Raw genomic sequence first — 17,524 nt, 5'->3', positions numbered from 1 at the left:
CGTCCGGGGAGCGCTGGGCGTCAGGCGTTGACGCGGCTGGCGAAGTCGACGAGGTAGCTGTCGGTGATCTTCTGGAAGAAGGTCAGGTCCTCAAGCGGCGGCACCGGGGTGTAGTCGTAGGTGATGCGCAGCTTGCCGGCCTTGAGCGTGTCCTTGTCGTTCATGCTGGGGTCGTACCAGGCCTGGGCATCGATGATCAGGCCGAGCCCCTTGAGTTCGCGGAACTTGGCGTTCACGCCCTCGAGGATGTCGCGCACCAGCGACGGGTGCATGGGCTTGTCGACCGCCCACATGTGCGCTTCGGCGATGGTGTCGGCCAGCACCTGGGCGGTGCGGGTGTAGTTCTCGAAGGCGAACAGCGGATCATCGCTGCAGGTGCGCGAACCCCAGAAGCGGAATCCCCCTTCCTGCACCAGGGTGGTGACCTCGTTCTCGTTGAGGTAGTTGGCGTCGGTGCTGGGGCTCTGCAGGTCCCAGAACACGTCGGCGCTGATGCCGGTCACGCCGTTGACGGCGACGTTCGACAGAGTCTTGTGCCAACCGACCTCCTGATCGATTCGGGCGCGCAAGCCCAGGGCCTGGGCAACAGCTGGCGCAGGTACGGTCTGGTTGACCACGGTGCTCCAAGTCAGGAAGTCCGGCCAGATCACCATGGCTTCGCGCGCGGCGAAGTTCTCGCGGTAGGCGGTGGCCTCTTCCTTGGTCTTGCAGCCGTTGGCGGAGACGTAGGCGAAGCCGCGCAACTGCTGTGCGATGGCGATGAGTGCGGTAGCGACCGGCTGTGTATCCAGGCCCGGCACGCCGAGGATGCGCGGTACCACGCCCAAGCGGGCCTTGGCAGCGAGCAGGGCCTTCATGCCGGTGTACTTGCCTTCGGCGCTGACGCCGCCGATGACGGCGCTATTGGTCGCGGCTTCATCCTCGCCCGGCTTCACCCGTACCACAACGGTGGCTGCGTTGGCCTGGTAGGCGATCGCCTGCAGGCTTGCGGGCAGCGTACCGCTGGTGCCTGCTTTTCCGATGGCGGCCTGCACGTTGGTGATGAGTACCGGTGTATCGAGTGGAAAGGCGGTGGCGTCTGCGTCTTCGGCGGTGGCTACCAGGCCGATGATCGCGGTGGCGATGGTGCGAATGGGGCGGGTCCCGTCATTGATCTCTTGGACCCGGACACCGTGATGGTATTGGTCAGCGGCCATGGGGTGTGCCTGTGCAGTGGTTGGATGACACTGCACAGGCTGCCGCGCGCGCGGCGATGGGGCGAGGTGGGACGCTTGTACGGCGGGAAGCTACAAGACGCCGTCTTCGATCTGGTGATAAAGCCAGTCCGGTGCGGTCGGCCGGTGTTCTGCGAGCGGAAACTCACCGGACTCCGGCCAGTCGCGCAGTTGGCGGCGGTAGGCCTGCAGCGCCTGGTACTGCTCCGCGTTGAGCGTCGTGGTACCAACCTCGAGCTCGTCGCGGTGACGGACGACTAGGGCGTCGGTGTCGACGAGCTGGCGGTCGCGCCAGTTGCGCTCAATCGCGGCTTGCACCTCCTCTGTGGGCGGCGGTGGTTCTTTCGTTGCTGGCTGTCCACCGGCGTCCGCGCAGATCACACGGCCAGACTCCTGTTCTAGCAGAATGCGGGCGTGTACTTCATCGCTGACGGGGACGCCGTCATCCGGCCAGCCGATCCCGGCCTCGTAGACCTCGCGCAAGGACACGGGGTAGAAGACCCTCGCGGACGGCGAGAAAACATAGCTAGCGCTCATCGACCGAATGCCTCCCAAAGCAAAACCGCCTGGAATTGATACCCGTTTTCCAAAGTTGCACCTGTCGTCGACGGGTTATAGAACGAGGTGCTCGCGTCGGTTCCTGGGTGGAAATTCGCAGTTTGACCAGCGAACCCGCCCAAGCAGACATTCGGGAACGCGATGGGGAAGGTGATCGCCGCGGTACCATCACCAGGCACAGTCACCCGGCCCCATTGCCGGATGTAACCCGTATCGTTGTCCCTCCACCAACCGCTTGCTCCCAAGGATGCTGTGGCGATGGTGCCGGCTCCGATGTTGCTACGCGCCGTCGTGGCATTGTTCGCCCCAAGGCCGCCTCGAGCCAGCGGCAGGATGCCGGAGGTAATCTGGCTAGCGTCATGGTTATGCCCTGCCGGCGGGAAGGTTGCCGGCTTCCCTGGCAGCGAAGACCAGTTGTACTCCGACTTGGCCACGTAGTTGGCCGGGTTGAAGTTGCCGGAGTCCCATGCCCGGAACCATCCTCCCCAGGTGTCGTTGTATCTGCAGCGCCAGTACAGACCGCCAGCAGCATAGCCACGATAGGTCTGATAGATCATCGAGGAGGTTGGAGCATGCACCGTCAATATGCCGGCCTCGCCCACTGGATAGTTCGCGCCGTTCTGTGCGTTCGCGCTGAACGGTTGATGCCACCAGCCCGACGCAATCATTGAATCCAAGTTGACTCCGCCACCCAGGACGCCATCCGGCGCATGAGCGAACGCCCCTCCCAGATCGCAGCGGACCCATGCTGACCACTCTCGCTTGGAAGGATCGGTCGTTGCGGGGGAGCCGTAGGCATAACGAACGTACATATCAGCCACGCCGGCATAGCCGGTTGCGATCTGCGTCGCGTTGCCTTCGACGCTCGGGTAGAACATCGTCTGGATGTAGTAGTAGCGGCCAGCCACTGGGCCATTCGCGTGGTTGGTCAGCACAAGCGGAATGACTACCGAGTTGGGATCAACGCTGGTATGCACAGCCGTGGCCAGTCCCTGAGAGACCAACGGCAAGCGCTCAAGATCGAGTCGGCCGGTAGCAATCTTCGAAGCATCCAGCGCAGGAATGTCCGCTGCCGTCAGTCCACCGCCACCGGTAACCAGCCCCTTGGCGTTAACAGTGACTTTGGGGTAGGAGCCGGCATTTACACCCGAGTTCGCCAGCGTGACCGTGATTCCAGCGTTCGCGCTACCGTCGAACGTTGTCGAGCCGCTGGCGTCCCCACCGAGGTAGATCGTACGAGGGGCGGCGAGTTTGACCGCCGTTGCAGCCTGACCAATACCATTGCCGGTACCGCCTCTGGCAGCAGGTAAGATGCCGGAGGTGATTTTTCCGGCATCAAGGGCCGGAATATCACTCGCTACAAGCCCACTGGCTCCGGTAACCAGTCCTTTGGCGTTCACCGTGACTTTCGCGTAGGTCCCGGCGGTGACGCCGGAGTTGGCCAGCGTCAGGACTCCGTTGACGTTTGTGGCCCCATCGAACCGAACTGACCACGTTGCATCGCCGCTCGCGCTGAGCGTGATGGGCGCTGCAAGCCGGCTGGCAGTGGCTGCGTTGCCCGTAATCGAGGCCGGTAGTAGTCCGGCCGCGTTCAGCCTGAGCAGCTTGTTCGCCGTCGGGGTAGTGACCGCCTCGCTGGCATGCAGTGCGTCCGTGATGCCGTAGCCGCCCAGCGTGGTCGGGTTGCTGCCGGCGGTGACTATGCCATTGGCGTTGACGGTGACCGCACGGTAGGTGCCGGCACCCACGCCGGAGGCTGGCAAGGCGATGGTGCGATCCGCAGACAAATCGCCACCGCCGACCAGGCCGTTGCCGGCCAGCACCTTGCGTCCCTTGAAGTCCGCGGCAACCTTCGCCGTCACCCAGTCCTGGGTGGCGTAGACGATGCCGTCGTCGATGATCAGTTCGACGTGCTCCATGCCGGATAGGATGATCTGCACGCGGATGGTCTGGGTGCGCGCGCTCCCGCTCTCGACGCTGGCCTTGAAGCTGGGCGGGCAGTTGGCGACCGCCACGAACTTCCCGTCGGCGTCCTCGAGGCCGATCTCCCGTATCCAGAAGCCGCCGATGGCCATCGGCAGTACCAGCTCGGCGACCAGCACGTTTGCACTTTGCTCGGAGACGAACAGACGGTTCAGTTGAGCGCGGTAGCGCTGGCGGATCAGCTTGGTCTGAGCGGCCGAGGGGATGGGGTCAGCCGTCTCGCCGGGCGCGCCGCCGGCGTCACCGATGAGCATATGGGTGGGCTGCCACTTCTTCCCGGCTTCGCTCGCCGCGATCAGCGCTGCCGCGCCGATGTCGGTGAGCAGGCCGCCGTACTTGGGAGTCGTCATATCACTGCTTCCAGGGGCTGATTTCCAGGGTGTCGCCGTCGATCGTCGCCAGGCCGTGGCGGGCCAGGATGTCCGGCGTGATGCGCAGGTCCAGGCGGGTCAGGTGTCGGCTGACTGGGCGCACGTCGTCGAGCAGCCGCTCGAGCTCGAGCACGGTCTCCTCGTCGAGACCGTTGTCGCTGACGTCGACGGTGATTTCGAAGGTGCCGGGGACGCCGGCGGGGGTCTGTTGCCACCACTCGAGGATGTCGGTCAGCGAGCCGACGGGTTCGACCACGCGGCGCAGGGCGCTCAAGGTTCCCTTGTGGGAGTGGACGAGGTAGGCATCCCGAATGACCTGGCGCTTCACACGCTCCGGCCAGGTGCTGTCCCAGCGATCGACGGAGAACGCCCAGGCCAGGTATGGCAGAAGGGCGACCGGGCAGGTGGTGGGGTTCCACAGTTGGCGCAATGGGATCGGTACCCGTTCGATCTGCGCCAGGGCTTCGGCGGCCAGGCGCTCAAGTTCGGTGGCGTTGCGTGGGAGCAAGCTGGGCATCACTCATCCCCCAGCGTCAGCGTAATTCCGGTGCAGTAGGGCGCCTGGGCTGGTGTGGCGGCGATGTCCGACCAGTTGCTGAGCGTGACCTTGCGCACGCCTTCCACGTGGAGGGCCGCATGCACCGCCGATTCGGACACTTCCATGCCCAGGCGTCGACGCTGATGGACGTAGGCCGTCAAGCGGGCCCGGGCGGCATCGAGTATCGGCTCGGACTCCGGGCCGATGGTGGCCAGGTAGAGCGTCGCGTCGACGCGGTACTCGAACACTTGGGCGGACTGGACTGTCAGGCGATCAGCGACGGGGCGACGGTCGGCGTCGTTGAGGTAGGCGTCGACGATGGCCAGCAGGTCCGCCGGGGCGCTGCCGTTGCCCTGGGCGGCCTGCACCGTCACCACGACAACGGCAGGCGATGGGCTGACGGCCGAGGCATCGCCGACGCGACCGTCGGCGGCGCGGGCGTGGAAGATGTAGCTGTTACGCGGTCCCGCGGTGCTGAGGCCTTCCCAGGCCATCTGCGCGCGCTCGCGTAGGCTGTCGTCGGACTCCAGCAGTTCCGGCACGGGCGGCACCTTCGACAGATCTCCGGGCTGGATGACCAAGCGCCTGACGTTGTAGTTCGCGGCGAGCTGGTCGAGGTCGGCGCCCTGGGCGCTGGCCAGCATGTTGGCGAGAGCCGCCTCGTTGACCCGCTGGCGCCAGAGCATTTCGCGGTATGCGTTTTCCTCGAGCAGCTTGGTCAGCGGTTCGGACTCCAGGGCGAGGCGGGCGGCGATTTCCGCCTGCTGATCCTCCGGCCAGAGGCTGATGGCGTAGGCCTTGCGCTCGGCGAGTATCTGCTCGTAGTCCAACTGCTCCACCGCGTGTGGTGGCGGCAACTGGCTGAGGTCGATGGCGACGAAGTTCGTTGTCATGCGCTGGCGCCCATCTGCAGGGGGATGCTCAGGTTGTGTGGCTCGTTGCTGTCCACCAGGGTGGCGTCAATCTCCATGAGCACCTGGCCGGCCAGGTTCTGGCCGGTGATCTGGACACGGCTCAGGCGGATGCGCGGTTCCCAGCGCATGAGGGCCATGGCGGTGGCGGCATAGACCTGCAGGCGGGTGGTGTCGTTGAACGGAGCATCGATCAGCTCCGGCAACTGGCTGCCGTATTCGCGCCGCATAACGCGGGTACCGATGCGAGTGGTGAGGATGTCGGCGATCGACTGGCGGATGTGGGCTAAGCGGTCGATGGCGCCGCCGGTATGGGCGTTCATTGCGGTTTCCCCGTCGTAGCGCCGCCCGGCATGACGCCGCCGTGGGTATGACCGACCAGGCTGATGTCCTTGGCGATCACGTCGACGCTCACGGTGACCTTGCCGGTAACGGTCTGGTTGCCGGTCTGGATGTAGTCGCCTTGGTGGGTGATGTCGCCGACGATGCGGATGCCGCCGTCGCTGATGAGCTCGGTGGTACCGCCGGCGGGAAGAACTGCGCGCAGGTGGTGGGCTGCGCTGTCGTACTCAATCACCGCGCCGTCGCGGTAGGTGATGCGATGCAGGGCGCCGCGGTCGCCGTTGGGTGGGATCAGGTCACTGAACAAGCCGGTCAGGACCACGCCATTGGCGGTCTGCCCGGATGGGCTGAAGAGCAATACCTGCTCGTCCAGGGTGGGGGCGTTCCATTCGCGGTCGGCGCCGGCCCGCGGCGATGCCCAAGGCAGCCAGCCGGTCAGCAGGTCACCGGTCAATACACGGACGCGCTGCGCGGCATGGTCCACCGCGGCGATTGTGCCAAGGCGGATCAGGTTCTCGATCAGACGGGAGAGGGTTGCAAAGTCAGCCATGCGCCAAGCATGTGCTGTTATGGGAAAGGATGCGGGCAGCGGGGCTTGTACGAGCCTTGCGTACAAAGGTTTTATATGAACAAAAATGCGCTCTTGCGCAGGATTGTGATTTTGGCGTATTTTTTTCTATGTCCGCTTGTTTTGAGCGGTTAATCAATGATGCCCAGGAGGGTTTTTATGAGCAGCAATTCTGCGAAAAGGGGAGAGTTGGCGCGTAAAGCGCGATCAGTTCTCGGAGCTAGCACAGCGGAAGCTGCGCAGTTGGTACATGTATCCAAACGCACCTGGGAACTCTGGGAGTCCGGCCAGCGCGAAATGCCGGAAGCGTCCTGGGAACTCTTTGTTTACAAGATCACCCATGGCATCACTCCGACTGATGAGCGCGAGCTGCTTGTGGTTGTTGACGATAACCAAGCGCCGTTGGATGTCGTTTCGAGTGACACCTTCCTGAACCTCACGGAGCAAGGACCGGGGGAATATGAAATCAGCTCCATGGCTGTGAGTCGCGAGACTGGCCGCCAGTACATTCACCGCACTCGCTTCAAGCTGAAGCCTTACAACGAACACGTACTGAAATTTGCCGAGCGCCATCGGCAGTGGGATTGATATTGGATGTCAGGGGGGGAGATGCTTTAGGACACCGCTGCGGATGCTGTCTAGATCCGCGGCGGTGAACCCTAGAAGGGAGCGCTGCGCATATTGGACTTCAGGAGCGCCAGGCTCAGCACGGTCCCTCAGCCCGTACTGGTGAACCCGCGCGATGCGTGCGATCCGACCAGCGAAGGAAACCGTAATCGCCTGGGCGTCGCCCTTGGCGCGCAGATAGCGCACCGTGCGCAGCTTCTGGAACATCTTGATCTTGCGCCGAATACGGCCCTGCTTGCCGCGCAGTTCGCGTTTCTTGCGTGGCTCGTAGGCGCTTCCGTCGGGGTTGCGCTGTGCCATTACGCGCTTCTGCTGGCTGCGCCGTAGATCGCGGGCCAGCGAGCGCGCGAGGGCAGCACGAGGGCCTGGCTCGAGGGCGCGGAGAATCGGCCCTGCCCAGTCTTCCAGAGCCTCGAGGCTGTCAGCCATTGGCCGGACGCCTGATCTGCGGCGTCTCGAGCATGACGGCCTCGGTGGGCTTCGGCGGTGTCCACTCGGCCAGCAGCTCGCCGTTGGCGAGCATCTGCATCGGCCCATCGACCTCGATGGCCTCGGTGAGCTGGGGCTCTTCCGGGTGACTCACGTCGTAGCGGCCATCCTCGCGGCGCTTGACGACGACACGCTCGGTCAGCGGCAGAACGATACCGAGGTCGACCTTGCTGCGGTCGAGCATGTCGGCCTCGAAGGTGATGCCGTCCTGCACCTTGGTGAGGTTGGCCAGCAGATCCGACTGGTTCACCAGCAGCCAGCCGAGCAGCGGCAGAAACACGCTGTCGGGGTGCCCGGCGAAGTCGGTGAGGATCACATGCAGGTCATAGGCGTATTCGAAGGACAGGCTCTCGGCCGAGGTGCTGCGGACCCTGCCGTTGTCGATGAATATCACCAGGCGGTCGCCATTGTTCCTGAGTTCCGGCACGGCGGCGAGCAGATGCGCCTTCAGGCTATCGGGCTTGTTCATGGGTGGCCCCTTGGGTGCGGATGATCATGTCGACCTTCGCGGCGCATTCGGCCCAGGCCAGGCCGATACGCTCGACTTCAGTCTGTAGGCCGCCGTTGTCCTTCGGTGCCGCTGACTCTAGGCTGCAGGGCGTCACGGCGGGACAGCCACTGATGATAAGCGGCCGCTCCGGTGATAGCGGGGCGCTGTTGCAGCCGGCGAGCAACATCAGGCAGAAGCTGATCAGCCCACTGGCGATAGGGTTCATCGTCACGTTTCAGATCCTCGATCAAGCGTTCTCGGATGGCCAGCGCCTGGCGCAGCTGCTGCCTCTGCTGGTCCAGGTCGGCCTGGGCCTGGCGCTCACGGGAAAGGGCGGCCTCGAGGGCCGTGATGGTGCCGGCCTGGCGGGAAAGCTGGGCGTCGCTGGCTTTCCTCGCCAACTCGGCCTGGGCCAGGCGGGCCTGCGCCAGGTCGATGCGCTGCTGCTGTACACACAGGAACAAGCCGAGGGCGCCGAGCAGGGCGGCGCTGTACAGCACCTGGCGCAGAAGGCTCACGCGCTGGCCTCGGCGCAGTTGGCGTGTTGCTCGTAGGCTCGCGCGAGCTTGGTGTCGTAGAGGTTCCGCTTGTAGTCGGGGCCGTTGTAGAGGCGGGCGAAGTCGGCCCATTTGCGAGCCTTCAGCGCCTTGTGTAGCGCCGGGTCGGTGTCGATGAAGCGGACGAATGCTTCGAACTGGGCCGACTCGCTGCGCCCCATGGACTCGGCGAAGGCCTGCACGCTGATGTAGCCCAGGCGTTGCCAGTGGAACCCCATGATCTGGAAGGCCCCCCAACTGGCCGACTCCAGTGCGGCGGTATCGTCGATCTGGCGCGCGTTCGCCAGGCGCTGGTGCTCGGCTGTTCCGCCGGCATAGCCGCCTGGGCGAGGATTCACCAGCGCGGGGAACTGTGCGGCCAACTGGTCGGCGGTGACCTGATCGTGGGCGGCGAGACGGCGGTACATGATGTGGCGTTCGAACAGGATTGCCGGCTTGCCGTTGCCCAGGAACCCCTGCCCGTTCGACTCGACCTGATTGACCGCATAGATCGTCGCCAGCGGCAGGCCGAGGCGAGCTCCGGCGGCGACGAGGTCGGCGTTCTGCAGCAGGTGCGAGCAGTCAGCGCCGCCGAGGGCGGACAGTGTCTTCGGGCCAGCGATGCCATCGGCGACCAGTCCATGCGAACGCTGGAAGGCACGCACCGCGTCCTCGGTGGCGGCGCCGAAGTGGCCGTCCTCGTAGAGGTTGGCGCCGGCCCAGGTGTTCAATCGACGCTGAAGCTGGAGGACCTCTTGAGAACGGTCACCATATCGAAGGGTCATGCGGATGGCCTCAGCAGGGCGGCGACGTTGCCGCGGGAACGGAAGATCAGCAGGCACAGCAGGGCGGCGACGATGGCGTGCCAGATGCTGACCGGTGGGCGGTAGAGCAGGATTTCCAGGCCGCAGATGGCCATGGATGCGCCGAGCAGGCTGGCGAGCAACGAGACGCTGCGGCGGAAGCGAGCGCCGCAGCGCTGGTAGCAGACCAGGCGCAGCGCGGCGGCGATGTAGGCCAGGGCGGCGATCAATGGAACGGTAGTCATGAGCATGTCAGCGACCTCCTCGGATGCGGCGCCAGAGGTCATCGAAGTCGACCTTGTCGACCCAGGCGACCGCCTTGAGGCTGAGAGGAATGACCACCAGGGCGCAGACGAAGGCAGAGAAGGCCAGGTTGGTCAGCCAGGGCACGCGGGCAAGGGCGACATCGGCGAACAGGTAGCCGACGCAGGTCGGCAGGATCAGCGACAGCAGGCGCGACCAGGCCTTCAGGTCCTGCTTCGTGCCGGTGGCCAGCCAGGCGCCGAGCAGTGCGCCGAACAGCATGCCGCCGTCAACCGGAAGGGTTACGCCCAGGCCGAGGCCCATGATGGCGCCGGCCGTGGCGGTGGTGGTGAGGTCAGCCATGCGGGGTGGTTCCTTGCAAAGTGGTCAGTCCCATAGGTTCACCATCTGCCGTTCCGGGGCGGCTGTCGGAATGTCCGGCATGGTGACCTTGAGGCCAGGGGGGAGGGTGGGGCCGTGGTCGGCCAGGCCGTGGTTCGCCTCGAGGACCGCCTCGGTCACGCCGGCGGTGCGGCCGTAGTGCCGCCAGCACAGCGCCTCGACGGTGTCGTTCTGGTGGGCGATCGCGACGGCGGCCATCAGATCAGCTCCACCGTTGTGCGGGGACGCTTGAGAAAGTCACGGATCGCCCAGCGCTGGTCGCGGCGGTAGTCGTCGATGGTGGTTGCGATGTCCTGGGCCTTGTCGTTGCCGTTGGTGGTGGTGTCGTACCAGCGGTAGCGCTCGGCCACTTCGGCGGCGGTAGCCGACTGCACTGCGCGCAGATACAGCTGCACCAGTTCGGAGGTGTCCCGCACCTTGTCGGACGGCACTTGGGCGAGTTCGGCATAGCCGGCCGCGCTCTTTTCAAGGCGCCAGGCCCGCAGCTCGCGGTTGACGCTGATCACCGCGGCAATGACCGCAACTTCGAGGCGCGCCGGATCGACGCTGGAGTCGATGCGCAGGTTCGCCCGCACATGCTCGAGCTCGATGGTGGGCCAGAAGGGATCGCTGTTGATGTGCCCGCTAGGGACTGGGCCGTTGGCGATGAATCCGCTCATGCTGCTGCTCGCTTGAGGTCGCCGGTGGTCGGGGCGTCACTGCTCAGGAAGGAGAGGACCTGGCAGATCGGCCCCGAGCCGGCGGGGCGCGGGGGACGCTCGGTCAACCGCCAGAGGCGGTCAGTTTCTTCTGGAGCCGTTCGGCCGCCTCCAAATCCTTCTTCCCGCCGCACTTGTCATGCAGCTGGATCGCGCGCTTGAGCAGATCGATGCCGGCTTGCACCTGCCCGGGTTGCCCGGGGCTCTCCACAGAAAGGCCTTCCAGGGTGGCATGGCCGGCGGCGAGATAGAGCTTCGCGCGGGCTTCGTCGGGCATGTCGGCCTGGTCGGTGAGCAGGAGAGTGCGATGCAAGGTCGCAAGGTCGAAGCTGCCGCCGGTCTTCTGTGCCTTGAGCGCGGCCTCGGCGATCTCTTCGGCGATGACGCAGCCGGCGGTACGCGCGAAGCGGTCGGGCATGACCAGGTCGTGTGCGAGCACGTAGTCGGCGATGTCCAGGGCGCCGGCGTAATCGCCGGCATCGATGCGCCAGAGCATGACTGTGGTGATCACCTCGTCCTGGGCGCCCTTGCCGGCCTGCAGCACGCCGGAAATGTACGGCTGGTAGGCCGGCAGCAACTCGACCTTGAGCGCTGCCTTGCCTTCGCCGGACTGGATGTTCTTCAGGCGGCTACGATCCTGATACAGCTGGGCGAGCTGCAGCTCATAGGCGTTCGCGCCTTCCATGCCCTGGTGCGGGGCAGTGGCCGCCGCCTCTTGAGCGGCGGTCACGCGTAGGAAGTGCGCCTTGGCGGGACTGAAGGCCATGTCATCTACTCCGCGACTTCGATGTTCTCGACCAGGCAGCCGAGGCCGTAGTCCTCGACGACGTAGGCGTCGTTGCTGGACTCGTAGTTCTCGATGCGGTTCTTCTCCGGTACCTCCTTCAGGTAGCGGCGGCGACCGCCGATCTGCCAGTAGAGCGACAGGTTCTTCAGGGTGGTGACCATGAGGCCCTTCTCGGGCACGTAGGGCACTTCCACCGGCGGCAGGCCGCCCATGCGCTTCTGCGACAGGATGAGGTCGGTGGCGATCTTCTCGGTTGCCGGCTGGTCCTTGTTCACCATCGGGAAGTACTTGTCGTGGACCAGCTCGCGGCCGAGGATCACCACCAGGCCCGGGTCGCGGCGGTGCCAGGGATCGATCAGGCTGCTGACCACGTCGAACACCAGGGCGTCGAGGTTCTTGTAGTCGGCGTCGGCGCCGTTGCCGACTACCACCTTGCCGGCGGCCTTCCCTTCCTTCAGTACCCGTGCCGGAGCGTTGTTGCGGTACTGCTGGAACCAGCCAATGTTCACGTCCTGCAGCAGCGGGTTGGCGGCGCGGTTGGTGGTAGCCGCGGCGCTGGTACCGTTGAAGCCGATCATCAGGCGGTCGAGGGCCTGGCGCTTGAGGATCGCGTCGCGCAGCAGGGCCTGGAACTCCGGGAACTTGGCCCAGGCGTCGAGCATGGCGTAGGTGATTGCGGTGTCGAAGTCGGTGTGCTTGCACTCGTAACGCTGGTTGTCGAGCGCGGACACGTCGCGCGGCTTGCGTACACCGTCGCCGGTGGTATCGGTACGGCTGGCGATGGTGCCGCTGACGCCGATGCCGATCTTCTCGCCTTGCAGCTCGTCGACGCCGTAGACGTTGATCTGCTTCAGGAACTCGCTGGACTCCTGAATACGTTGCTCCAGCTTCTGCTGGACACTCGGCTCGACGGCGAAGGTCTGGACGGCGGAGTTCACGCCGTTGAGCTTGGCGAGCTGCGCCAGGTAGGCGTCGAACTGTTTGCGGGTTTCGTTGCGCATGGTGCTTTTCCTTTGGATACCGGGGCGGGGGACGGTTAGCAGTCGGTCAGGGCGACACTGCCGCCACCGGTGACCGGGGGCCGCTGCTGTTGGCTGTGGTCCCGGGTGCTATCGAGGGTGCTCTTGAGGTCCGCCAGTTCCTTGGTGACCTTGTCCAGTTGGCTGGCCAGTTGCTGGGTCTGCTTCTTCTGCTCGCCGAGTTGCTCGCCCAGGTCGCGGCTGTGTTCGGCGATCGCTTCGACGGCCTCGCCGACCTGGCCGAACTCGGCTTGGGTGCGGGCTTCCTTGCCCTTGAGCAGTTCCTTGACCTTGGTGAACAGCGCAGCGCCGACCGAGGGTTTGTCCTCGTATTCCTCGAACTCGAGGGTGCCCTCTTCGGCAGCGCTGAACAGGGTGTCGGGGTTGGTCTTGCGGCTGGCGAGGGTCCCGTTCTTGGCGCTGAAGGACAGCGCCTCGGTGCCCAGGCTGGCGGGTGAGTCGGTGATGGCCAGGCCGACCAAGTAAGCCTTGCCTGTGTCGGCGAACTTGGGATCGATCTCGACCGAGGTGTAGACCTTCTGCCGCTGCTTGTTCAGTTCCAGCAGCGCCTGGTTGGGCTCCAGTTGGGCGAAGAGGGCGAGCTTCTTCTGCCCGTTGATGTCGATCTCTTCCGCCTTGCACGCCAGCACGTCGCCATAGGCGCCGAACTCACCAGCCGGCCAGGCCCACTTGATGTGCTCGCAGTTGATCCGCGCGCCGTAGGTGTTCGGGTCGTACTGCGCGGCCATCTGCTCGATCCAGTTGCGCTCGATGTTGCGGCCGTCCGTGGTCGCTCCTTCGACGGCGATGCGGAACCATTTGCTGCGGAATTTCTTCATGCCGGGAGTCCTCAATGCGGCTGATGCGGGGTGCATGGCAATGAGGGGCATGTTCGGGACGCGCGCGCGGCCCAGCAATCAAGCGGGATTGTAGGGCGCGGAGCTACAAGGGGCGGCGCTACTGAGGGGCGAGGGTGGGCGGCAGCATCTGCGCCATGAACGCTGCCGTCGAAATTCCCATCCGTGACAACCGCCGCCAGGCCAAATTCCTGTACTGGATGGGTTGGCGTGTCTGCGACATCGCCGATCACCTGGGCGAGAAGGACAAGACCCTTCACTCATGGAAGGACCGCGACGGATGGGACCGGGCCGACAGCGTAGAACGGATCGGGGGCGCCCTGGAAGCCCGGTTGGTTCAGTTGATCCTGAAGGACGGCAAGACCGGCGGTGACTACAAGGAAATCGACCTGCTGCATCGGCAGCTTGAGCGCCAGGCGCGGATCCAGCGCTACCAGGGCGGTGGTACCGAAACCGACCTGAACCCCGAGCTTGCCAAGCGTAACGAAGGTCCCAAGCGCAAGCCGAAGCGTAACGACATCAGCGAGGAACTGACCGAGAAACTGGTCGAGGCCTTCCTCGACGGTTGCTTCGACTACCAGAAAGACTGGTACCGCGCGGGTAATCAGCGTACCCGCGTGATTCTCAAGTCGCGACAGATCGGCGCCACGTTCTACTTCGCCCGCGAGGCGCTGATCGACGCGCTGGAAACGGGGCGCAACCAGATATTCCTGTCGGCCAGCAAGGCCCAGGCACACATCTTCAAGGCGTATATCCAGGCCTTCGCGCGCGATGCGGTAGGTGTCGAACTGAAGGGCGACCCGATCATCCTGCCGAACGGCGCGGAACTGCACTTCCTCGGTACCAACGCGCGGACTGCCCAGGGCTACCACGGTAACTTCTACTTCGACGAGTTCTTCTGGACGTTCAAGTTCAAGGAGCTGAACAAGGTCGCCAGCGGTATGGCGATGCAGAAGCGCTACCGGCGGACCTATTTCTCGACGCCCAGCTCGATGGCGCATGAGGCCTACACATTCTGGACTGGCGAGCGCTTCAACAAGGGCAAGCCGGCCGCCGATCGCATCAAGATCGACGTAGGTCATGACGCCCTGCAGCAAGGACGACTGTGCGAGGACCGCATCTGGCGCCAGATCGTCACCATCCTCGATGCCGAGGCCCGTGGCTGCGACCTGTTCGACATCGACGAGCTGCGTCTCGAGTACGACGCCGAGGCTTTCCAGAACCTGCTGATGTGCCAGTTCGTCGACGACGGCGCGAGCATTTTCCCGCTGACCATGCTGCAGCCATGCATGGTCGATAGCTGGGACCTGTGGTCGGAGGACTACAAGCCGTTCGCGCCGCGACCGTTCGGTGATCGCCAGGTGTGGCTGGGCTATGACCCCGCCGAGACGGGCGACACCGCGGGTCTGGTGGTGGTGGCACCGCCGGCGGTACCGGGCGGCAAGTTCCGCGTGCTGGAGCGCCATCAATTCCGCGGCAAGGACTTCGCCGAACAGGCCGAGTTCATCCGCAAGGTGACCCAGCGCTACTGGGTCACCTACATCGGCGTCGACACCACCGGCATGGGGTCTGGCGTCGCGCAGCTGGTGCGCCAGTTCTTCCCGGGGGTGCGCACCTTCAGCTACTCGCCCGAGGTGAAGACGCAGTTGGTCATGAAGGCCTGGTCGGTGATCAAGAACGGCCGCCTCGAATTCGACGCCGGCTGGACCGACCTGGCCCAGGCGCTGATGGCTATCCGCAAGACCATTACGGCCGGTGGGCGCCAGTTCACCTACACCGCCGGCCGCAACGACAACACCGGCCACGCCGATCTGGCCTGGGCGCTATTCCACGCATTGCAGAACGAACCGCTCGAGGGGCAGACCCCCGCGAATACCGGGCGCATGGAGATTTTCTGATGAGCAAACGTCGCAGCCACCGCCGCCAGCAGCCGGTCACAGCCCAGTCCGTACAGGAAGGCGAGTTCATCCCACGCCAGGGTGGCCGTGCCGAGGCCTTCACCTTCGGTGACCCTATGCCTGTGCTCGACGGCCGGGGCATCCTCGACTATCTCGAGTGCTGGTCGAACGGGCGGTGGTACGAGCCGCCGCTGTCCATGGAGGGGCTGGCCAAGGCGGTGGGGTCGAGCGTTTACCTGCAGTCGGGCTTGAAGTTCAAGCGCAACATGCTGGCCAAGACCTTCATCCCGCACCGCCTGCTCAGCCGGGCGACATTCGAGCAGTTCTCCCTGGACTGGCTGACATTCGGCTCGGCCTACCTCGAGCAGCCTCGTTCGCGCCTGGGTACGCGGATGCCGCTGCAGGCGCCGCTGGCCAAGTACATGCGCCGCGGCACCGATCTGGAGACGTTCTACCAGGTGCGCAGCTGGAAGGATGAGCACGAATTCGAGAAGGGCAGCGTGATCCAGCTGCGCGAGGCCGACATCAATCAGGAAATTTACGGGGTGCCGGAGTGGTTCTGCGCCCTGCAGAGCGCCCTGCTGAACGAGTCGGCCACGCTGTTCCGGCGTAAGTACTACAACAACGGCAGCCACGCCGGCTTCATCCTCTACATGACCGACGCCGCACAGAACGAGGAAGACATCGACGCGCTGCGCACGGCGCTGAAGACCGCGAAGGGGCCTGGCAATTTCCGCAACCTGTTCGTCTACGCGCCGAACGGGAAGAAGGAGGGGATCCAATTGATTCCGGTCAGCGAGGTCGCGGCCAAGGACGAGTTCGGCTCGATCAAGAACATCAGCCGCGACGACCAGCTCGCCGGTCTGCGGGTCTATCCGCAACTGATGGGGGTGGTGCCGCAGAACGCCGGTGGGTTCGGATCCATCAGCGACGCGGCAGCGGTCTGGGCCAGCCTGGAACTCGAGCCAATGCAGGCGCGCCTGCAACAAGTAAATGACTTTCTTGGGGAGGAAGTTATAAATTTCTCGTCGCTTGTTTTAGAACAGTAGAACACTGCGGAAGGTTGCCTTTTGTCCCTGAGAGATTGTCTGTGCGCTTTGCTGTAGTGGAGCTGCGCGCTAACTATTCGGCCAGCGTACGTCCTTTATTTTAATTAATTCTTTTGTGATCAAGCCGGAGAACTTGTTCTCAATTTGTGACTTGCCAATTTCTAGTAGGCGGCTGTCTCGATCGGAGTCCAGCTGTTCTTGGGTCATTCCAAGTCCTTTTAGAAGATCGAACAGCGCAATATTTAGACCATTCTCGTTATCTTTTTTGTACTGTGATTTTATAGATTCCGCTATAGCTGGGTTATTTCGAATTTCGTCAGCTAAAGAGTCTCTTTTGGCGCGGTATTCAGCTTGTAGGGCTGCTACCTTCGTAGCTATATCTCGAGCATGGTCTTTTAAGGTCAGCTTGTCTAGTTCTCGTAGAGATTCATAACTGTGTTCTGAGATTAGCTTGTTCAGGCATGTTGGGATATCGATATCTAGCATGACTTTTCTGCTGGGTTCAAGCTTCTCATCAAGAAGGTTTGTACATCTTATTGTTGTTGAGGCAAGTGAGCCGGCCTCCATATCTCTAACTTTTTTGTATAGGTCCTCTGTTGCTTGATTTAGCTTGTCTAACTCAAGCTCTTTCCGGGCTAGGGATTCTTCCATCTGGGCATTTTTATAAAGAGGTATGACAGTGTAGTAAACAGTAAATAGTGTTACCGAGAAGAGGCCGATCTGAACTATATGGCTGGTGCGATTCAAAAAAATATCAAGTTTGCTCACTTTTTTCTTTTCCTTGGTTAGCCTTACTGGTCCGGGCTCTATGTCTAGAGGCTTGATCATAAATGTTCTCACTGTTTTTACTCCTTGAAAACATGTCGAATCCGACCGTTCCAGCCGGCGCGCGCAGTCGTCCCCCCGCCACGCCTCCGCTCTAAATAGACCTCTTTTTCTGCACTTTCTGCGGACCCCAGCCAGCAGGCTTGGCGGGGCGCTGCTGGTGGCTTTCTGCGGTGACGAATCCCTGCGAAACCCTGCAGAGCAGGTGCTTTTCTGGGAGAGGCCAAAGCCCTCTCCTTGCCTGGTTTTCTCTCGACCCCTTGGGAAAAGGTAATTTTGGTAATTTGGCAGTTGAAGATGACTGAAGGCCGCGTGG

22 protein-coding genes and 1 pseudogene are annotated in these 17,524 nt (G+C 63.5%); 3 read left to right on the top strand and 20 right to left on the bottom strand.

Annotated features, from left to right (window positions below):
* Positions 1 to 20: 20 nt before the first annotated feature.
* The 7 genes from HMPREF2914_RS21840 to HMPREF2914_RS21810 form a co-directional block, all read right to left on the bottom strand.
* Positions 21 to 1,196: a phage tail sheath protein gene (locus tag HMPREF2914_RS21840; RefSeq protein WP_070702850.1), complete on the bottom strand. Its 1,176-nt coding sequence runs from the start codon at positions 1,194 to 1,196 to the stop codon at positions 21 to 23.
* A 90-nt stretch (positions 1,197 to 1,286) separates the two neighbouring features.
* Positions 1,287 to 1,751: a phage tail assembly chaperone gene (locus tag HMPREF2914_RS21835; protein WP_070702849.1), complete on the bottom strand. Its 465-nt coding sequence runs from the start codon at positions 1,749 to 1,751 to the stop codon at positions 1,287 to 1,289.
* A complete protein-coding gene (locus tag HMPREF2914_RS21830) occupies positions 1,748 to 4,105 on the bottom strand; it encodes a phage tail-collar fiber domain-containing protein (RefSeq protein WP_139148222.1) in 2,358 nt (785 codons plus the stop codon). Before HMPREF2914_RS21830 ends, HMPREF2914_RS21835 begins: the two co-directional genes overlap by 4 nt.
* Position 4,106: 1 nt before the next feature.
* A complete protein-coding gene (locus tag HMPREF2914_RS21825) occupies positions 4,107 to 4,643 on the bottom strand; it encodes a phage tail protein I (protein WP_023091255.1) in 537 nt (178 codons plus the stop codon).
* A complete protein-coding gene (locus HMPREF2914_RS21820; protein WP_070702848.1) occupies positions 4,643 to 5,557 on the bottom strand; it encodes a baseplate assembly protein in 915 nt (304 codons plus the stop codon). The genes HMPREF2914_RS21825 and HMPREF2914_RS21820 overlap by 1 nt, the downstream gene beginning before the upstream one ends.
* The gene (locus HMPREF2914_RS21815) at positions 5,554 to 5,898 is read right to left on the bottom strand and encodes a GPW/gp25 family protein (protein WP_022580424.1); all 345 of its coding nucleotides are present in this window, start codon (positions 5,896 to 5,898) and stop codon (positions 5,554 to 5,556) included. The genes HMPREF2914_RS21820 and HMPREF2914_RS21815 overlap by 4 nt, the downstream gene beginning before the upstream one ends.
* Complete coding sequence (locus HMPREF2914_RS21810; RefSeq protein ID WP_058139053.1) at positions 5,895 to 6,467, bottom strand: phage baseplate assembly protein V; 573 nt, start codon at positions 6,465 to 6,467, stop codon at positions 5,895 to 5,897. The genes HMPREF2914_RS21815 and HMPREF2914_RS21810 overlap by 4 nt, the downstream gene beginning before the upstream one ends.
* A gap of 177 nt (positions 6,468 to 6,644) precedes the next feature.
* Here HMPREF2914_RS21810 and HMPREF2914_RS21805 point away from each other — a divergent pair, with 177 nt between their 5' ends.
* Positions 6,645 to 7,073, top strand: a complete 429-nt coding sequence (locus HMPREF2914_RS21805; RefSeq protein WP_023089205.1) for a helix-turn-helix domain-containing protein — start codon at positions 6,645 to 6,647, stop codon at positions 7,071 to 7,073.
* A gap of 9 nt (positions 7,074 to 7,082) precedes the next feature.
* On the opposite strand, the gene HMPREF2914_RS21800 is transcribed toward HMPREF2914_RS21805, so the two are convergent.
* The 12 genes and pseudogenes from HMPREF2914_RS21800 to HMPREF2914_RS21750 form a co-directional block, all read right to left on the bottom strand.
* Positions 7,083 to 7,541, bottom strand: a complete 459-nt coding sequence (locus HMPREF2914_RS21800; RefSeq protein WP_023089204.1) for a phage virion morphogenesis protein — start codon at positions 7,539 to 7,541, stop codon at positions 7,083 to 7,085.
* Entirely contained in the window at positions 7,534 to 8,070 is a 537-nt protein-coding gene (locus HMPREF2914_RS21795) for a phage tail protein (protein ID WP_023083457.1), read from the bottom strand. Before HMPREF2914_RS21795 ends, HMPREF2914_RS21800 begins: the two co-directional genes overlap by 8 nt.
* Complete coding sequence (gene lysC / locus HMPREF2914_RS32835) at positions 8,054 to 8,323, bottom strand: Rz1-like lysis system protein LysC (protein WP_229039894.1); 270 nt, start codon at positions 8,321 to 8,323, stop codon at positions 8,054 to 8,056. The genes HMPREF2914_RS21795 and lysC overlap by 17 nt, the downstream gene beginning before the upstream one ends.
* Positions 8,250 to 8,720: pseudogene (gene lysB / locus HMPREF2914_RS33035) on the bottom strand (Rz-like lysis system protein LysB); the annotation flags it as partial. The pseudogene lysB and the gene lysC, both read right to left, overlap by 74 nt.
* Positions 8,606 to 9,412, bottom strand: a complete 807-nt coding sequence (locus HMPREF2914_RS21785) for an N-acetylmuramidase domain-containing protein (RefSeq protein ID WP_048521455.1) — start codon at positions 9,410 to 9,412, stop codon at positions 8,606 to 8,608. The gene HMPREF2914_RS21785 and the pseudogene lysB, both read right to left, overlap by 115 nt.
* On the bottom strand, positions 9,409 to 9,681 hold the full coding sequence (locus tag HMPREF2914_RS21780; RefSeq protein ID WP_003098380.1) for a phage holin family protein: 273 nt from the start codon (positions 9,679 to 9,681) through the stop codon (positions 9,409 to 9,411). Before HMPREF2914_RS21780 ends, HMPREF2914_RS21785 begins: the two co-directional genes overlap by 4 nt.
* Position 9,682: 1 nt before the next feature.
* Positions 9,683 to 10,036, bottom strand: a complete 354-nt coding sequence (locus HMPREF2914_RS21775) for a putative holin (RefSeq protein ID WP_003098379.1) — start codon at positions 10,034 to 10,036, stop codon at positions 9,683 to 9,685.
* A 24-nt stretch (positions 10,037 to 10,060) separates the two neighbouring features.
* A complete protein-coding gene (locus HMPREF2914_RS21770; protein ID WP_003098378.1) occupies positions 10,061 to 10,273 on the bottom strand; it encodes a tail protein X in 213 nt (70 codons plus the stop codon).
* Positions 10,273 to 10,734, bottom strand: coding sequence for a head completion/stabilization protein (locus HMPREF2914_RS21765; protein WP_016852026.1), 462 nt, complete (start codon positions 10,732 to 10,734; stop codon positions 10,273 to 10,275). Before HMPREF2914_RS21765 ends, HMPREF2914_RS21770 begins: the two co-directional genes overlap by 1 nt.
* 103 nt (positions 10,735 to 10,837) lie before the next feature.
* Positions 10,838 to 11,539 carry a phage terminase small subunit gene (locus HMPREF2914_RS21760; protein WP_023083461.1) on the bottom strand — a complete coding sequence of 234 codons (702 nt, stop codon included), beginning with the start codon at positions 11,537 to 11,539 and terminating at the stop codon, positions 10,838 to 10,840.
* A 5-nt stretch (positions 11,540 to 11,544) separates the two neighbouring features.
* Positions 11,545 to 12,561: a phage major capsid protein, P2 family gene (locus HMPREF2914_RS21755; protein ID WP_023091259.1), complete on the bottom strand. Its 1,017-nt coding sequence runs from the start codon at positions 12,559 to 12,561 to the stop codon at positions 11,545 to 11,547.
* A gap of 35 nt (positions 12,562 to 12,596) precedes the next feature.
* Positions 12,597 to 13,418: a GPO family capsid scaffolding protein gene (locus HMPREF2914_RS21750; protein WP_023091260.1), complete on the bottom strand. Its 822-nt coding sequence runs from the start codon at positions 13,416 to 13,418 to the stop codon at positions 12,597 to 12,599.
* Between the two features lie 155 nt (positions 13,419 to 13,573).
* Between HMPREF2914_RS21750 and HMPREF2914_RS21745 the strand changes: the two genes are divergently transcribed.
* Positions 13,574 to 15,334: a terminase ATPase subunit family protein gene (locus HMPREF2914_RS21745; RefSeq protein WP_070702860.1), complete on the top strand. Its 1,761-nt coding sequence runs from the start codon at positions 13,574 to 13,576 to the stop codon at positions 15,332 to 15,334.
* Positions 15,334 to 16,383 carry a phage portal protein gene (locus HMPREF2914_RS21740; protein WP_070702846.1) on the top strand — a complete coding sequence of 350 codons (1,050 nt, stop codon included), beginning with the start codon at positions 15,334 to 15,336 and terminating at the stop codon, positions 16,381 to 16,383. The genes HMPREF2914_RS21745 and HMPREF2914_RS21740 overlap by 1 nt, the downstream gene beginning before the upstream one ends.
* Before the next feature lie 69 nt (positions 16,384 to 16,452).
* Here HMPREF2914_RS21740 and HMPREF2914_RS32440 read toward each other — a convergent pair whose 3' ends face one another.
* Positions 16,453 to 17,151 (bottom strand): hypothetical protein, encoded by a 699-nt coding sequence (locus HMPREF2914_RS32440; protein ID WP_132464022.1) that lies wholly within the window; start codon positions 17,149 to 17,151, stop codon positions 16,453 to 16,455.
* Positions 17,152 to 17,524 lie beyond the last annotated feature (373 nt).

It is taken from the genome of Pseudomonas sp. HMSC067G02 (genome assembly GCF_001813485.1).
GTDB classification, from domain to species: domain Bacteria; phylum Pseudomonadota; class Gammaproteobacteria; order Pseudomonadales; family Pseudomonadaceae; genus Pseudomonas; species Pseudomonas aeruginosa.
Note: the sequence above shows the minus strand (reverse complement) of the source record. Positions and strands in the feature narration are given on the sequence as shown.

Excerpts from the sequence above, each read along its gene's own strand:
- HMPREF2914_RS21815 (WP_022580424.1), bottom strand. The coding sequence starts at position 5,898 with ATGAACGCCCATACCGGCGGCGCCATCGACCGCTTAGCCCACATCCGC.
- HMPREF2914_RS21780 (WP_003098380.1), bottom strand. The coding sequence starts at position 9,681 with ATGCTCATGACTACCGTTCCATTGATCGCCGCCCTGGCCTACATCGCC.
- HMPREF2914_RS21740 (WP_070702846.1), top strand. The coding sequence starts at position 15,334 with ATGAGCAAACGTCGCAGCCACCGCCGCCAGCAGCCGGTCACAGCCCAG.
- HMPREF2914_RS21830 (WP_139148222.1), bottom strand. The coding sequence starts at position 4,105 with ATGACGACTCCCAAGTACGGCGGCCTGCTCACCGACATCGGCGCGGCA.
- HMPREF2914_RS21760 (WP_023083461.1), bottom strand. The coding sequence starts at position 11,539 with ATGGCCTTCAGTCCCGCCAAGGCGCACTTCCTACGCGTGACCGCCGCT.
- HMPREF2914_RS21800 (WP_023089204.1), bottom strand. The coding sequence starts at position 7,541 with ATGGCTGACAGCCTCGAGGCTCTGGAAGACTGGGCAGGGCCGATTCTC.
- HMPREF2914_RS21785 (WP_048521455.1), bottom strand. The coding sequence starts at position 9,412 with ATGACCCTTCGATATGGTGACCGTTCTCAAGAGGTCCTCCAGCTTCAG.
- HMPREF2914_RS21765 (WP_016852026.1), bottom strand. The coding sequence starts at position 10,734 with ATGAGCGGATTCATCGCCAACGGCCCAGTCCCTAGCGGGCACATCAAC.
- HMPREF2914_RS21820 (WP_070702848.1), bottom strand. The coding sequence starts at position 5,557 with ATGACAACGAACTTCGTCGCCATCGACCTCAGCCAGTTGCCGCCACCA.
- HMPREF2914_RS21795 (WP_023083457.1), bottom strand. The coding sequence starts at position 8,070 with ATGAACAAGCCCGATAGCCTGAAGGCGCATCTGCTCGCCGCCGTGCCG.
- HMPREF2914_RS21775 (WP_003098379.1), bottom strand. The coding sequence starts at position 10,036 with ATGGCTGACCTCACCACCACCGCCACGGCCGGCGCCATCATGGGCCTC.
- HMPREF2914_RS21805 (WP_023089205.1), top strand. The coding sequence starts at position 6,645 with ATGAGCAGCAATTCTGCGAAAAGGGGAGAGTTGGCGCGTAAAGCGCGA.
- HMPREF2914_RS21745 (WP_070702860.1), top strand. The coding sequence starts at position 13,574 with ATGAACGCTGCCGTCGAAATTCCCATCCGTGACAACCGCCGCCAGGCC.
- HMPREF2914_RS21825 (WP_023091255.1), bottom strand. The coding sequence starts at position 4,643 with ATGCCCAGCTTGCTCCCACGCAACGCCACCGAACTTGAGCGCCTGGCC.
- HMPREF2914_RS21750 (WP_023091260.1), bottom strand. The coding sequence starts at position 13,418 with ATGAAGAAATTCCGCAGCAAATGGTTCCGCATCGCCGTCGAAGGAGCG.
- HMPREF2914_RS21770 (WP_003098378.1), bottom strand. The coding sequence starts at position 10,273 with ATGGCCGCCGTCGCGATCGCCCACCAGAACGACACCGTCGAGGCGCTG.
- HMPREF2914_RS21810 (WP_058139053.1), bottom strand. The coding sequence starts at position 6,467 with ATGGCTGACTTTGCAACCCTCTCCCGTCTGATCGAGAACCTGATCCGC.
- HMPREF2914_RS21840 (WP_070702850.1), bottom strand. The coding sequence starts at position 1,196 with ATGGCCGCTGACCAATACCATCACGGTGTCCGGGTCCAAGAGATCAAT.
- HMPREF2914_RS21835 (WP_070702849.1), bottom strand. The coding sequence starts at position 1,751 with ATGAGCGCTAGCTATGTTTTCTCGCCGTCCGCGAGGGTCTTCTACCCC.
- HMPREF2914_RS21755 (WP_023091259.1), bottom strand. The coding sequence starts at position 12,561 with ATGCGCAACGAAACCCGCAAACAGTTCGACGCCTACCTGGCGCAGCTC.